Genomic DNA, 14,668 nt, shown 5'->3' with positions numbered 1-14,668 from the left:
TGGCCAACCTGGGGGGGTTAGCACAGGGATTTGAGTCTTGGGATCTGATGACGCTAAGCCGCACGCGCCTGCAGAGACCTTTCAGCTGCTGGTCGATGCGATTACCGACTACGCCCTCTACATGTTGGATCCGAACGGCCGTATCGTCACCTGGAACAGCGGCGCGGCTCGCTTCAAGGGCTATGCCGCCGATGAGATTATTGGCGAGCATTTCTCGCGCTTCTTCTCGGTCGAGGATCAGGCGGCGGGGTTGCCATCGCTCGCACTTCAGGCCGCCGCGCGCGACGGTCGATTCGAAGCGGAGGGGTGGCGCATCCGCAAGGATGGTAGCAGCTTCTGGGCAAATGCCGTCCTGGACGCGATCCGAGGTGAGGATGGTACGCTCCTCGGCTTCGCCAAGATCACACGGGACATCACGGACAAGCGTCGGCTCGAGCAGGCCACCTTTGAAAGCGCGTTGCAGCTCCAGATGCTCGTCCAGGGCGTTCGCGACTATGCGATTTACATGCTCGACAAGCAAGGCAAGATCACGAGCTGGAACTCGGGCGCACAGGCGATCAAGGGCTATAGCGAAGCTGAAATTCTAGGGCAGCATTTCTCCCGCTTCTACACCGAAGCGGACCGCGCGCGCGGCGCACCAGACATCGCGCTTGAAACTGCCTTGGAGCAAGGCAAATTCGAGGCAGAGGCGCAGCGGGTACGCAAGGACGGCTCGTTGTTCTGGGCACATGTGCTGATAGACCCGATCTACAACGAAGCCGGCGAACATGTCGGATTTGCCAAGATAACGCGGGACGTGACCGAGAAGAAGGAGGGCGAGCTGGAGCTTCGCCGCACGCAGGAGGCGCTCTTGCAATCACAGAAGCTCCAGGCGCTGGGGGAACTCGCCGGCGGAATCGCTCACGACTTCAACAATCTGATGACGGTGATGCGCGGATCCGCGGACTTCCTGCTTAAGCAGCCCGATCTGCCGATCGAGAAGCGCATCCGATATCTGAACGTGATGCTCGAGACCGCCGAGCGAGCAACAAGCCTCACGTCGCAGTTACTGGCCTTCGCCCGCCGCCAGCCTCTTGAACCCGAGGTGATCGATCTAAGTGTGCGCTTGGATGCAATGGGCGAGATGCTCCAGCGGACGTTAGGCAGCCCTTACGAGCTGACGCTTGATCTTGCGCCGGGCCTTTGGACGGTGGAGGTCGACCCCGCCGGTCTCGAAGCAGCGCTGCTAAATGCCGTTCTCAACGCCCGCGATGCTATGCCCTCGGGCGGCCAAATCACGATCTCAACACGCAACCGCACTCGGGACGAAGGGGACGGCGTCCTGCTGGCGATCCAGGACACAGGGGAAGGAATCGCACCTGAGACACTGAAGCGAGTTTTCGAACCCTTTTTCACGACAAAGGCTACCGGAAAGGGCACCGGTCTGGGGTTGTCCCAGATCCACGGCTACGCCGTTCAATCAGGAGGGTCCGCAAGGATCGAGTCCGAAGTCGGCCAAGGCACGAGGGTGGAGCTCTGGATCCCGCGCACCTTGAAAGAGCACGCTCGTGAAGCGGCACCTGAGGCGCAAATGAAGCTTCCCGACGGTCTTCGGGTATTGCTGGTCGAGGATAGCGAACACGTTCGCTATTTCGCGCACCAGCTACTTGATGACCTAGGTTGTCGTGTTCTGGAGGCTGAGAACGGTCGCGAGGCCCTCGCCCTCCTTCAGGAAAACGAGGTCGATCTGGTCTTTTCCGACATCGTCATGCCCGTCATGAGCGGCCTGGAACTTGCCGGCGAGGTAAAGCGCTCGCACAGCCACGTTCCAGTGCTGCTCGCGAGCGGCTATAGCAGCAAGCAGTTCATCCCCCGCGACGACCGAGAGTTTCCCATTCTCCGCAAGCCGTACAAACTGGGAACGCTCGCCGCGAGCATCAACCAGCTTCTCGAGCGCAGCGAGCAAGGTCGCTGACTTGGTTCCTCCATAGGTTGATATACAGGAGGGTATAACGGCGGTGGACCTCATGGTGAGGAAAGCCGTCGATCCTCTATGACGCAGATGCCTCCCCCCTCCCCTTTCCCCATGACCCGCTCACACCAACTAGCGGTAGTCCAAGGCTGATCGCGGGCTGCGCTGAAAGGATGCCTGCTTTCGGGAAGCGCGCTACGGTTTCCGCACGGCGGGAATTGGGCGCGCACCTGCCTGGCGTCCCTGCCCGTCTCCCACTGGCCGCTATCGACCAGACCCAGTCGTTCGGTGGTCTGGCCCTGAACGGCAGCTTACCACAAAAGCTGCCGATGTTAGCTGAGGTCGCGCCAATCGCTAGAAGGCGAGCGCGCGCACCTGCGGGTGCGGCGGGCGGCTCTTCTAGTGGCACGCGCCCGCCCCCCTTACCTCAAGAGAAAGCCGCCGCTTCCCGTTTCCGCAGAACGGTGAGTTGGTCGCTTAGCTGACGCAGCACGCGGGTGCGATGCTGATAGGTGTTGTGGCGTTCTCCCACCCGACCGGCGACGAAATCGCTGGAGAAAGCCTTGGTCATGTCCGCCAGCGCAGCCTCGAGCACGTCCGCGTCCGATGCGGGGAGCGTGTCCGTCAGCGCGGCAGGCTCGTACGGCAGGGATTCGCTCGGATCGATGGTCATTGCGTGTCTCCTCGTTTGAGCGGGAGCACGAAGCATCTCTCAGTCGCGGCGGCGCTCAGGGCTGATGCCGCGATAGACGGGATATGGGGGCGACGCGCCGGCATGGAAAGATGCGGTGGCGCCAGCGCAGAGGCATAGGTCACCTGCTGTTCGAACGGCTTTGACCGAAACGGATGTCGCCCGCGATCCTGTGCCGCGCCCGTGCCGCTAGCGCATCAGCCCGGCCGCGCGGAGCGCGTCCTCGATGACCTGGCCGATCTTGTTTGCTGGAGCAGCCCGGCTCGGCCGCGGGCTCGTGAAAGCGGGCGGCGTTCCGGCATGCTGGATAACGGCAGCGGAAGCCGCGCGTGCAAGGTTGTCTGCTGGATGCGCCGAGCGGGCGGACTGGTCCGTGGCGATGCCCCAGAACTGCGCGATGCGCCGCGTGGACGAGATGTCCGCTTCCAGCATGAACGGTCCGGCGGTACCGCACGCGTCCGGGCCCTGGGTGGCCAGCGGCGTGCCGTGGCCCATGCCGTCGATCCGGTACTCCTCGATGACCTCGCGACCTTGCGCGTCGTGCCACACCGTCCGGCGATAGCCCTCGCCCTGTTCGACCTGCCGCGCCTCGGACGATGCATGGTGCAGCCCGCGCCATTGCTCGACGACAAGTGTGGCATTGGCGACGTGGACAGTCGCGTCGGCGGTGCCGTGCCATACCGAAAGGCGCGGCCAAGGCCCACGATGCGGCGAGGCCTGGGCGACCAGCGCGCCGAGTGCCGCTGCCGGCGGGCCCCCATGGGCGCGCATGCGGTCGAATGCCTCCGGCACCGAATGGGCCGTGCCAAAGGGCAGGCCCGCGATCACTGCGCCGCCGGCAAATACGTCCGGATAGGTCGCCAGCATCACCGAGGCCATGGCCCCGCCCGCCGATAGTCCGGTGACATAAATGCGCGCGGGATCGATGGCATGGGTGGCGACCATCGCCGCGACCATCTGGCGGATCGATAGGGCCTCGCCGGCGTCCCTGCGCGTGTCTTCGGGATGAAACCAGTTGAAGCAGAGGCTCGGGTTGTTGGCGCGCTGCTGCTCCGGATACAGCAGCGCGAAGCCGTGCGCATCGGCAAGCTGCGACCAGCCGGACCCATGATCATAGCCGGCGGCGGTCTGGGTGCAGCCATGCAGCACCACTACCATCGGCGCATCGGGCCCCAGTTGTCCAGGCACATAGCAGCGGCCGCGCAGGGCGCCGGGATTGCTTCCGAACGCGGGCAGATCCTGCAGGCGATCCGGCGCGCTGCCATTCCCCGGAAGCGCGGCCCCGCGCATGGCCGAGAGGCGCTCGATCGTATCCTTGACGCTTCGCACTGGGCATTCTCCTGGCCATGGCGAGCGCCGTGACAATGTAGGAATAGGCGTATGCTGCACTGCACAATGTCGGGTGCCGATCCTGAACCGCAAGGGGCAGTGGCCGAATCACGCGCATTTGGACGATGGGGAACGCTAAGGCGGCGATGACTGGCAAGTAGTTGTCCACGCTGCGAAATTGTACGGCTATCCCGTATTCTTCCCGCGGACACATCCAGCTGCCCGGCGCGTTGGCTTGACGACGACCTAGTGAATTGGATTGGCAACATGACTGAAGGGGAACCAAAAGCCGCACGGGCGCCCCTCTGTCAGCGCGACATTGATCGCTGCGGAAACAATCTCATCCGGAGTTATCCTGTCGATGGTGCCTGTCCTTTCGGCAACCTGATCAGTCTCATCGACGCAGCTGACCCCGCGCCGCCTGCAGATGCGCATGCGCGCGCGTCCTGATGCGTTGGGCGACGGGCATGCGATCGTTGAGCAGCTCGCGACGACTTTGAATGTGCCGGTGGCGATTGCGCGACTAAGCGTGGCGGAATGCACGGAATCGGACGTTCGAAATGGAACGCACCCTTGCCATTCGTTTGACCAAAGCGATGGCGCAGGATCGCGCGTTGACGGATAAGGATTTCATGAGTCTTTCGCCCGCGATCATGCCCCTCCGCTTCCTCGATCAGGAAAGCGACATCGCAGGGCGGATGCGCTGCCACGATTGGTCGACGTCCCCCCTAGGACCGCCCGAGACCTGGCCGCAGTCTCTGCGGCTCGTCGTAGGCCTGATGCTTTCGTCCAAATTCCCGATGTTCGTGGCCTGGGGGCCGGACCTCGGCTTTCTCTACAACGATGCCTACGCCGAAATCCTTGCGCATAAACATCCTGACGCGCTTGGTCGGCGATTCCACGATATCTGGTCCGAGATCTGGGAAGACATCGTCCCCCTGATCGATGCCGCGATGGCGGGGGAGGCCACCTATCGACAGGACCTTCCGCTATTGATGCACCGCCAAGGCTTCGACGAGCAGACCTGGTTCACCTTCTCCTATTCACCGGTGCATGGTGACAGCGGCGACGTGGAGGGCATGTTCTGCGCGTGCACGGAAACCACCGGGCGTATCCGCGCCGAGCAGGCGCTACGAGAGAGTGAAGCCCGCTTTCGCAACATGGCCGATCACGCCCCCCTGATGATGTGGGTCACGGATCCCAGCGGCTATTGCACCTATCTGAATCGCGCCTGGTATGAGTGTACGGGCCAGACTCCGGGTGAAGCAGAAGGCTATGGCTGGCTGGATGCCACGCATCCGGAAGACAGGGCCGAAGCGGAAAGGGCCTTCCTGGAGGCCAACGCGGCGCGGGCGCCGTTCCGAAGCGAATATCGTCTGCGCAGCGTGGACGGCAGCTATCGATGGGCCCTGGATGCCGCAGCGCCTCGCTTCGACGAGGACGGCGCCTATCTGGGCTATGTCGGCTCCGTCCTCGACATTGATGAGCGCAAGGCCGGGGAGGAACGGCAGCGCGAGAGCGAAGCGCGGCTGCGGAACCGCACCGATGCGCTGCCCACCTTCGTGTGGTTCGCCGAAGCCGATGGCGATGTCACCTATTTCAACCGGCGTTGGTACGAATATACCGGCCAGACGCCTGAGCAGGCACTGTCCACTGGCTGGGTCGCGGTGCTCCACCCGGATGACAAGGAGGCGACGGCGGCGCGATGGGCCGAGGCGCGGTCGAACGGCACGTCGTATGACGTCGAGGTGCGCTACCGCCGCAGCGACGGCGTCTATCGCTGGCACGCGGCGCGCGCGGAGCCGGTTGTAGATGACAGCGGGGCGGTCACCTGGGTCGGCAGTTCGATCGACATCCACGATCGGAAGGAAACCGAGAACGCCCTGCGCAGTAGCGAAGCGCAGTTCCGGCTGATGGCGGATGCGGTTCCCCAGATCGTTTGGATCACCGACGCGGACGGACGGACGGAATTCTTCAACAAGCACTGGTCCGACTATACGGGATCTGCCTACCACCCGGCCACAGCGTCGGGAGTTGCTGCGGAGCATGTGCATCCGGACGATGTGGCCGCGACCATGGCGGCTTTCGATTCCGCGCGACAGACCGGCTCCACCTTCCTGGTCGAACACCGGATCCGATCCGCGTCGGGCGACTATCGCTGGTTTCTCGTGCGCGGCGAGCCCTATCGGGATCCAGAAACGGGAGCCGTTGTGCGGTGGTTCGGGGCGTCGGTCGATATCCATGACCGCAAGACTGCCGAGGCGGCGCTGGTGCAGATGAACGAGACGCTGGAGGCCCAGGTGGCGGCACGTTCGGCGGAGCGCGACCGGCTCTGGAGCCTGTCGCAGGACATGCTCGCGCGTGCCGATTACAGCGGGATGATGTCCGCGGTCAGCCCGGCATGGCAGCGGGTGCTCGGGTGGAGCGAGCAGGATCTGCTCACCCGCGGCTACGCTTCCTTCATGCACCCCGAGGACGAAGCGCCGACGCTTGCGGCCATTCAGCAGATGAGCGAGACGCATCGGCCGACCCGCTTCGAGAACCGCATCGCGACCGCAGACGGCGGCTGGAAGCCGATCGAATGGACCGTCGCCCCCGAACCCAACGGGCTGAACTTCATCGCGGTCGGCCGCGACCTGAGCGCCGCAAAGGCGCGGGAGGCCGAACTGGAGGCCGCGCAGGAGGCGCTGCGCCAAAGCCAGAAGATGGAGGCGATGGGCAGCCTGACCGGCGGCGTCGCGCACGATTTCAACAATTTGCTCACGCCGATCATCGGCTCGCTTGACCTGCTCGTCCGCAAGGGACTGGGCAACGAGCGGGAGCGGCGGCTGATCGACGGTGCGCTACAGTCCGCAGAACGCGCCAAGACGCTGGTGCAGCGGCTGCTTGCCTTTGCCCGGCGTCAGCCGCTGCAGTCGGCCGCAGTCGATCTCGTCACGTTGATTGAGGAGATGGCCGGTCTGATCGAGTCGACGGTTGGCCCGAACATCGAGGTGCGGGTTGACCTGGCATCCGAGCTGCCACCGGCAATGGCCGATGCCAACCAGCTCGAGATGGCGCTTCTGAATCTGGCGGTGAACGCACGGGACGCAATGCAGGGCGGGGGCCAGCTGACGATCTCCGCCCGGCGGGAAAGCGTGCGAGGGCGGCATCCTTCCGACGTTGCGCCAGGCCATTATGTTCGTCTGAGCGTGCGCGACACCGGCGCAGGCATGGATGCAGAGACGCTCAAGCGCGCGATCGAACCGTTCTTTTCCACCAAGGGCATCGGGAAGGGGACCGGGCTGGGCCTCTCGATGGTGCACGGACTGGCGGCCCAGCTTGGTGGTGGGCTCACGATCGCCAGCGCCCCCGGCGAAGGCACCGAGGTGACGCTGTGGCTGCCGATGAGTGCAGTGGCGATCCGAGACCAGGAACAGGTTCCCGATCAGGTGGAAAGCGCGCGTGCCAAGGGAATTGCGCTGCTGGTGGATGATGAGGAGCTCGTGCGGATGAGCACCGCCGACATGCTCAGCGATTTCGGTTTCGAGGTGGTCGAGGTCGACTCCGCCGAGGAAGCGTTGCGCGTGCTGCAGACGGGCACCAAGCCTGACATTCTCATCACCGATCACCTGATGCCCGGCATGACCGGCGCAGATCTGGCGCACGAGGTGCGGGCGACCCTGCCGGCCCTGCCGGTCCTGGTCGTGTCCGGCTATGCCGAGGTCGAGGGGATCGCTGCCGATCTGCCGATCCTGACCAAGCCGTTTCGCAGTGCCGAACTGGCGGCGAGCCTGGCGGCATTGCTTCCCACTGGCGCCGACACGCCTGGCATTTAGGAGGCGTCTTCAACAGGCGGGTTCAGCCTCAATCCTCAACCCCGCGCGGCCGTTGCGCTTCGCTTCGAGAAAGGGATCTGCACCTCATAGCGTCCGTCCATCTCGTATGCGCGATGTTTTGGCTACACCAAATGTAAACAGCGCTTGGACGTTTAGATGCTCGAGAGGGACCGACCCGGAGTCACACGAAGGCGAAGCCGCAATGCCATCGCTCGCGTGTCTTCCACCCTTCGACCTAAGGCGTCGGCTATGAGCTCGATGCTGATGCCGGCTGCGATTCCGCTGCGTAGATCGTTGATGTTGGTTTGGGTCCAGCGCTGGTACGTGCCCGTCATCGGCCGAGTTTCGCGCAGACTTCATCACCTCGTACCCGGGTAGCCAGCTCCCACTTGCATCGGGCGCCAAGCCCAGACGAAGTCGCAATCTCGGCGAGCCCCGGCAGCACCATGATCGAACACGGGATCGCAGGTGCGTAGATGAAACGCCAGCACCAGCGGCATTCGGCCGAACCCAGATTTGACGGTGGCGTGCTCCAAGGCAAGGCTGTTTTCAGACTGGGCGGTGCGTCGCGATCGTCGAGGAACATCAGCGTGCCATCCTAGTCTGCCCATACGCGGTACAAAGGCCGATGCATCAGCTTCAGGATCGCACGTACGATGTCGTGCCTTCGAGATTGAATGACAAGCACGCCCCAAACTATTTCGGCTTCCGCATTTTTGGGGGGTAGCCCGCGCGTTCTGCTGTCCCCATATATGCTCTATCGCGCCGTCCTTCCCGAGCTTGGCCGCGACCGAGAGCATTGATGCTCCCGCTCTAAAGCGGAATGCTCTCATGGCTGCGATCCTCGATTTGCGTCCCCCGTCGCCCTTGAACCCTGCGCGTCCTCAGGCTGCCGCGAGGAAGACGGCCGTGCACGTCCCATTCCGCAGCGCCTGTCCTCCCAAGGGAGCGCGTCCGCTCCCTTCGCGCGTCCCGCGCTGACCACCTCTGCACGCGGGGGCAACCAGACCCCATATTCACGGAGAGCACGACATGGCCAAAGGACAGCAGCGCGGGAACCGCGAGGCACGCAAGCCGAAGAAGCCCGAACCGCCGAAGCAAAATGCTTCCAATCCCTCGATCAAGGGAACGCCGCCGGCGCAATCGCCTAGAAAGGGCTGACCTTCTTCCCGCCTGTTTTGAAGGGCGCGTTCCATCCCGCCGCCTTCGATCCTCTGCTGCGCCCGCATTCCCGGGCCAGTGACGCAAAGGAATGCCCATGTCCGCTCCGACGACGACCGAACCGGTGGCCACGCGCGCACCGAATCGCAGGCAGTTCCGCAGTTCGTTCGGGAGGCCACGCCCGTCGGCGGACAGTCTCGAGCGACAGAGCCGCGTCGCGCTGCTCGCCTGGAATCTCCTCGGCGGAGATTCCGCGATTCAATTCCTCAATAGCCATGACGACGCGCTGGGGGGGCGGCCGCTCGACCTTGCCGTTGCCAACCCGATCGGCTGCGAGGCGGTGGAGCAGGCGATCACCGCCCGCGCCGCGCGTCGTTGAAGCCTCAGGGTGCTGCTGACTATCCATCATCGCACGCGCTACCGCTATGCGCGGCCGGTATGGCTGCAGCCGCACCGGATGATGCTGCGCCCTCGCGGCGGACAGGATCTTCGCTTGCTCACGACCGAACTCCACTGCGTGCCGCCGGCGACGATCGAGTGGACGCAGGACGTGTTCGGCAACCTGATCGCGACTGCCAGCTTCGTCGAAGCGACCCGGGCGCTGACGATCGACAGCCGGATGGTGGTGGATCACTCCGCAAGCGCGTGGCCGGTATTCACCATCGCTCCCTCCGCGCACCACTTTCCCTTCGCCTATTCCGATGAGGAAATCGCCGATCTTGGCGGGATGCGGGTCCCGCAATATCCGCAGGCGGCAGACCGAGTGGGCGCGTGGCTGGCGCAGGTTAGCGGCACCGCGGCAAACGATACGCTGACGCTGCTGCAGACGATCAACACCGCGATTGCCGCCGGTCTCGCCTATCGGGTGCGGGAGGAAGAGGGTACCCAGTCGCCTGACGATACGATCGACCGGGGCAGCGGATCGTGCCGGGATTTCGCGACGCTGTTCATCGAGGCGGTACGGCACCTCGGCTTTGGTGCGCATGCGGTGTCCGGCTATCTCCAGCCCGACCCGGCGGGCGACCAGCACGGGACCACCCATGCCTGGGCCGAAGTGTATCTGCCCTGTGCCGGCTGGATCCCTTTCGATCCCACCCATGGCCGCATGGGCGGGGCGGGCCTCATCCCGGTCGCGATCGCGAGCGACATCGCCCGGATCCACCCGGTGCGGGGCAGCTATCTCGGCGCGCCCGAGGACTTTCTCGACATGCAGGTCGAGGTGACGGTCGAGACGAGCAGCGCGCCGGCCGGTGCCTTCAACGCTTTCGCCCTCTGAGATGCCCGACCCGAATGGACGCGCCGCCGAACTCGATCGCGCCTATCGGACGTTGTGCCGGGGCGCGCGCTTCGTAGCCGGCCCCATGGGGCAAGCCGCGACGCGGCCCGAGAGGGCCGTGCCGATCAGCCATCGGCACCGGTCGAAATGGATCGGCAACGGCCTGCGCGAATTGGATCGGTTCCTCCATCATCTGCTCGACGCGGTCGCGAACGCCCATGGCCTTGGTGCCGCGCCCGGCCAGCGGAACAGCGCCAACAAGCTGCGCGCGCTGCACGCGGCGCTGGGGCATGGCGAGGACGATCACGGCCGGCTGGTGGGACTGGGCGGCACGCGCGCCTGCCTGTTCCACTTTGACGGTATCCTCCGCGGCCGCGCGATGGCGGCGGCGTGCTGGACCGGCCTCGGCCGGTCTGGGACGGCACCGGCGCCCGAAACTGGCACGATGCTCGTCATTCTACCGGCGGACCTGCAGTGCGTAGCCCATTTCTATCGAGGGCTCGCCGACGATCTCGTGCAGTGTCCCTAGTAAATACGTGGTCGATCCCCATATTGATAGTATCGCGGCCAGCCTTGCCTGAGCAACGCCGCGGCTGAGAGAGAATCCTGCTCCCGCTCTTCGAAGGAGCAGCTCCATGTCCTCTTTCTCCCTGGTTCCGGGCTCCCCGAACGTGGTTCCATTTATCGATGGCAGTGCGCGTCGCCGGCCGGTCCTGTCCATTTTCACGCCGCGGCACGATCCCGCAGGCCCGCCCAGCCCGAAGTCCGCCTGAATGTCGCGCGTCGTCAACATCGACGCGGCCGTGCAAGAGGTGCTAGCTACCTGCGCGCAGCAACAGGTGCGGATCAGCGCGATTGAGCCAATGTCGCCAAGCGGCACGCATGTCGTCTTTTCCCGCGCAGAGGATGCCGAGCGAATCCGCCAGCTGTTTCAGGGGCGCCTGCTCGACGGTGCAGTGACGCGCGTCCGGCGCCCCGCACGGCGCATCTGATCGGACGATCAACTGCCGCGCCAGTTTACCCATCGCGCGCACCGAGGAGTCACCACGATGCACCCTACCGCCTTTACCTGCCGCGCGCAGGAAGCCCGCCAGCGTCAGCAGGCGACCGATGCCCTGTTGCCCAATGTTCGTGGAGTAGCGTTCATCGCAGCGGCAGCCTGGCGAAAGGAAGCGCTTGCGGCGGAAAAGCGCGAGGCGCGCGAGGTAGCCACCCGCCTGTATCGGACCGAATCGCGTCTCGAACGCTCCACGGAAGACCGCGACCTTAGCGAGAATCCGGATCGCGATTTCGCCGATCGACCGGTTTTGCGCGCGCTGGGTTGAGGCCAGGCGGCGCGCGCATCCGTCACGCGCCGCATCCCTTCGCCGCTGGCATGTCCCTCAAGGCCCGGATCCCGCACCTGCTGGCAATCGAACGGCCGCATGATCGGCATAACGGTAAGGCCGTGCAGCAAAATTTAGGCGATTACGACAGGACTGGCGAAGACCCACGGATGAAGCGCTACCAATTCCGCAAAGCTGATGTGGTCCTAGCCCGTGACTTCTCGATCGGGCCGGCGGCACACGTCCGGACCAAGAGGCCAGACAAATACCGGCATCCGAGTGCGTGCCAACGGCTTCAAACCTCCTCGTGCATCATAAGGCACGTCTGAAATGCCTTTGGTCATTTCAAGGGAAAGCAATGAGCAGTGTATCCGCGCCGTCGGTATACTCGGGAATCTAACTATGAGGACTCTCACGGCGGATGCCCCGCCTTCTTCCGGTCTGCGGCGTCAAGCGGCTTTACGACTACGGTAATCATGCGTTCGCTCCGGCGGCAGCGTGGCTCGAACCGCAAGCCGCCGCGCTCCTGAAACCTTGAGAACCGGGCGTCAGTTTTCTCGATTAGGCGCCGAGGTGCTTTAACACCCAAGCGCGCAAGGGAGGCGAAAGGAAGGTGCATAGGTATAGCAGTAGCATACATGCCGTGGGCAAAATCCAGACCGCGAGCGCGATACCGAGCAGGAACATCATGAAACGTCGGACGCGCGCGCTTCGTCGGCTCCATTGCTGCTTTTTGGATGAAGGTGAACGATCCAATCCTGCAGCGGCGTTCTTTCCCATGTCGAAACGCGCGTTTCCAGAGCCCGGATACCTCCGCCATTGCCAGCCGCGTTGCTACAATGTGGGGACCGCGCTTTCGAGCGTGGGACAGCAGCAGCGTTAGCAACCTGATGGTGTCCACGGATGATTTCGTCGCGTCGCATTGGCTGACCTCTAAGACAGTAAGCGGGAGCGCACAGTCTCTCAGTCGCCCGCGCCTAAGAATAGATTGCTGACGATGTATTGAATGTCGGTAGCCCCACTGCGATGTACAAGGCCTAGACAACTCGCATGAAGGCGATACGAGCAGGCACAAATGCTTATTCTAAAAAGACCGCTCGTGATAGAGGGTGTTGCTCGCGGCCACTCTAGGGTAATCGCTAGGGATCTTTACGAAGCTTTCTACTTTAGAGGGCCAAGCTGGCCCGATCTAGGTTTAGAGTGACGATCAGTCCGTCCGCAGACCATCGGCGTTCTATCGTTCCCCGAAGTTGGCGTTCGACGCTGCGTTCGACGAGTTGGCTACCAAATCCGCGCGTTCCGGAGGGCTTGATGACGACTGGCCCACCACGTTCTACCCATATAAGACAGATGCAGTCTCCGTCCGAATGCGAGGAGATGTCGAGCGTTCCCGCTGAGGTGGACAGCGCACCATATTTCATCGCGTTGGTGGCGAGCTCGTGGAACACCATGGCGAGACTGGCTGCTGCCACCTCGCCCACCCCCATGCGAGGCACGGCCACCCGAATTCGACCGCTAAAGGCGCCCGTCTCGTCATAGGGGGCGAGCAAGACGGAAATCAAATCGCCAAGCAGCGCGGCCGACCCCTGGTCGGCAGGCAGCGGCCGAACGAGATCATGCGCGCGGCCGAGGGCCGTGAGACGCTGGATGAGTTCGCGCGCCATGTCGGTCTTGGTCGATGTAGTCCGTGCAGCGATGCTCGTCAGTCCGGCGGCAATGGCGAGCAGGTTCTTCACCCTATGGCTCATCTCTCCAGCGAGGAGTTCGTGTCCTTCTTCTGCCTGCTTGCGGCCAGTGACGTCCAGGAAGATGCCGTACATGGTGCGCTCGACGATACCGGCATCTGCCCCCCGCCCGCGAGCAGCGATCCACCGAATGTCCTTGCTTACCAAGATACGGAAGTCGGTTTCATAGGACCCAAGGGTCGCGCGAGTCGCATGGAAGGCAGCGCGGACCCGGTCGCGGTCGGCGGGATGGATATGCTCAGAGAGGTTTTCGAACGTTACCGTCTCGCACCAAGGCAACCCCCAAAGCATGAAACCCCGCGCGTCCATCGAGAACCGCCCGTCGTCTACATTCCATGCCCAAAGCGAGACGCCGGCCGCCTCGATCGCCAAGTGCAGATGACTGGCATGCCAGGTATGCGCTGTATGGTCAGAATCAATGGAGATGTCAGTTCCTAACCTGGCTGCACGGGAGCTTAAACCTAAAGGCATCGCGCAGCAATAATGGTTGTGACATAATCTGATTATTAAATTGACGAGTCCATAGCGTTCTAATCGCGGTACATGCCGCGAACGACGTCGCGACTGAAAGATGCTTCGTGCGCCCGCTCGATCGACGAGACACGCATGACGATCGACCAGTGAAACTCACTCGTGTGCCGGGGACCTCCCCGCTATCGTGCAACGCCGCATCGGCGGCGGAAGCGCTCGAGGCGGCTCTAACAAACATGACCAAGGCTTTCTCCAGCGACTTCGGCGATGGCTGGGTGGGGAGCGCCACAACACCTATAAGCATCGCACCCGAGTGCTGCGTCGGATGAGCGGCGAACTCTCCAGACCGCGTGAAGGCGAAGCCGCTGCATCTTGAGGTAGAAAATGATCCCGCTGGCAGGCGAGCGCACGACGGAGGCGCTCGCCTCTGCCCGTCGCTCCGGAACTTCGTCCAGCGCCCCCCTACAGCGGAGCTAGCGGCTGTCAGCATGTCCGCAATCAGACGTCCGCTTTTGCGCCGTGATTGGCCGGGAATGCGATTCATCCGGCGTTGAGCGCCGATGAGGTGCCTGTCTGCAACTGGCTAGTTGCAGCCTCCGCACGGGGGCGACCCAGCAACTGCTGAATGTCGGCTCGCGGGAAGACCTGACGTTCAGCCCGCAACTTGGGCATGGCGGCTGTGTCCCACTCCCGGTCCTTGGCGAGGTGGATCTGAGGGCTGTGCGCCTGGGGCCGCTTGTGGGTGATCAGTCGCCTTGCTGGCCGCCTGCGAGTAGGTGCGCAGCTGGGTGCCCCCTCCCCTGCCGGCGCGTCGGGACCTCCTGCGAACCAGGCTCGCGCCATGTCCGCTTCTGGGAAGCCTTCGAGCACCTTCTAACGGCCGGAAGTGGGCGCAAAGCCG

The 14,668-nt window shown here is 63.7% G+C and carries 12 protein-coding genes; 8 read left to right on the top strand and 4 right to left on the bottom strand.

Annotated elements, in window-relative coordinates; translation table 11 throughout:
* Positions 1-37 precede the first annotated feature (37 nt).
* Positions 38-1,954 (top strand): PAS domain S-box protein, encoded by a 1,917-nt coding sequence (locus tag RT655_RS11910; protein WP_313536848.1) that lies wholly within the window; start codon positions 38-40, stop codon positions 1,952-1,954.
* 424 nt (positions 1,955-2,378) lie between these two features.
* On the opposite strand, the gene RT655_RS11905 is transcribed toward RT655_RS11910, so the two are convergent.
* Together RT655_RS11905 and RT655_RS11900 are read right to left on the bottom strand one after the other, a co-directional pair.
* Positions 2,379-2,624, bottom strand: coding sequence for a hypothetical protein (locus RT655_RS11905; RefSeq protein WP_313536847.1), 246 nt, complete (start codon positions 2,622-2,624; stop codon positions 2,379-2,381).
* 207 nt (positions 2,625-2,831) lie between these two features.
* Complete coding sequence (locus RT655_RS11900; protein ID WP_313536846.1) at positions 2,832-3,971, bottom strand: PHB depolymerase family esterase; 1,140 nt, start codon at positions 3,969-3,971, stop codon at positions 2,832-2,834.
* A 560-nt stretch (positions 3,972-4,531) separates the two neighbouring features.
* Here RT655_RS11900 and RT655_RS11895 point away from each other — a divergent pair.
* A complete protein-coding gene (locus RT655_RS11895; protein ID WP_313536845.1) occupies positions 4,532-7,789 on the top strand; it encodes a PAS domain S-box protein in 3,258 nt (1,085 codons plus the stop codon).
* 331 nt (positions 7,790-8,120) lie between these two features.
* Here the strand turns inward: RT655_RS11895 and RT655_RS11890 are convergent, their stop codons facing one another.
* Complete coding sequence (locus RT655_RS11890) at positions 8,121-8,375, bottom strand: hypothetical protein (protein WP_313536843.1); 255 nt, start codon at positions 8,373-8,375, stop codon at positions 8,121-8,123.
* 446 nt (positions 8,376-8,821) lie between these two features.
* Here RT655_RS11890 and RT655_RS11885 point away from each other — a divergent pair, with 446 nt between their 5' ends.
* The 6 genes from RT655_RS11885 to RT655_RS11860 all read left to right on the top strand — a co-directional run bounded on the left by RT655_RS11885 (position 8,822) and on the right by RT655_RS11860 (position 11,551).
* On the top strand, positions 8,822-8,950 hold the full coding sequence (locus RT655_RS11885) for a hypothetical protein (RefSeq protein ID WP_313536842.1): 129 nt from the start codon (positions 8,822-8,824) through the stop codon (positions 8,948-8,950).
* 97 nt (positions 8,951-9,047) lie between these two features.
* Positions 9,048-9,329: a hypothetical protein gene (locus tag RT655_RS11880; protein ID WP_313536841.1), complete on the top strand. Its 282-nt coding sequence runs from the start codon at positions 9,048-9,050 to the stop codon at positions 9,327-9,329.
* Positions 9,330-9,338: 9 nt separating this feature from the next.
* Entirely contained in the window at positions 9,339-10,226 is an 888-nt protein-coding gene (locus RT655_RS11875) for a transglutaminase family protein (protein WP_313536840.1), read from the top strand.
* A 1-nt stretch (position 10,227) separates the two neighbouring features.
* Positions 10,228-10,755 carry a hypothetical protein gene (locus RT655_RS11870; protein WP_313536839.1) on the top strand — a complete coding sequence of 176 codons (528 nt, stop codon included), beginning with the start codon at positions 10,228-10,230 and terminating at the stop codon, positions 10,753-10,755.
* A 244-nt stretch (positions 10,756-10,999) separates the two neighbouring features.
* Positions 11,000-11,218, top strand: a complete 219-nt coding sequence (locus RT655_RS11865) for a hypothetical protein (protein ID WP_313536838.1) — start codon at positions 11,000-11,002, stop codon at positions 11,216-11,218.
* Between the two features lie 57 nt (positions 11,219-11,275).
* Entirely contained in the window at positions 11,276-11,551 is a 276-nt protein-coding gene (locus RT655_RS11860) for a hypothetical protein (protein ID WP_313536837.1), read from the top strand.
* 1,166 nt (positions 11,552-12,717) lie between these two features.
* Here the strand turns inward: RT655_RS11860 and RT655_RS11855 are convergent.
* Positions 12,718-13,668 (bottom strand): HWE histidine kinase domain-containing protein, encoded by a 951-nt coding sequence (locus tag RT655_RS11855; RefSeq protein WP_313536836.1) that lies wholly within the window; start codon positions 13,666-13,668, stop codon positions 12,718-12,720.
* Positions 13,669-14,668: the final 1,000 nt, after the last annotated feature.

Source organism: Sphingomonas sp. (genome assembly GCF_032114135.1).
Taxonomy (GTDB): Bacteria; Pseudomonadota; Alphaproteobacteria; order Sphingomonadales; family Sphingomonadaceae; genus Sphingomonas.
This window is presented reverse-complemented; position numbering and strand designations above follow the sequence as displayed.

Coding starts and splice junctions, on each gene's coding strand:
- RT655_RS11905 (WP_313536847.1), bottom strand. CDS start 2,624: ATGACCATCGATCCGAGCGAATCCCTGCCGTACGAGCCTGCCGCGCTG.
- RT655_RS11895 (WP_313536845.1), top strand. CDS start 4,532: ATGGAACGCACCCTTGCCATTCGTTTGACCAAAGCGATGGCGCAGGAT.
- RT655_RS11890 (WP_313536843.1), bottom strand. CDS start 8,375: ATGTTCCTCGACGATCGCGACGCACCGCCCAGTCTGAAAACAGCCTTG.
- RT655_RS11885 (WP_313536842.1), top strand. CDS start 8,822: ATGGCCAAAGGACAGCAGCGCGGGAACCGCGAGGCACGCAAGCCGAAG.
- RT655_RS11880 (WP_313536841.1), top strand. CDS start 9,048: ATGTCCGCTCCGACGACGACCGAACCGGTGGCCACGCGCGCACCGAAT.
- RT655_RS11870 (WP_313536839.1), top strand. CDS start 10,228: ATGCCCGACCCGAATGGACGCGCCGCCGAACTCGATCGCGCCTATCGG.
- RT655_RS11865 (WP_313536838.1), top strand. CDS start 11,000: ATGTCGCGCGTCGTCAACATCGACGCGGCCGTGCAAGAGGTGCTAGCT.
- RT655_RS11860 (WP_313536837.1), top strand. CDS start 11,276: ATGCACCCTACCGCCTTTACCTGCCGCGCGCAGGAAGCCCGCCAGCGT.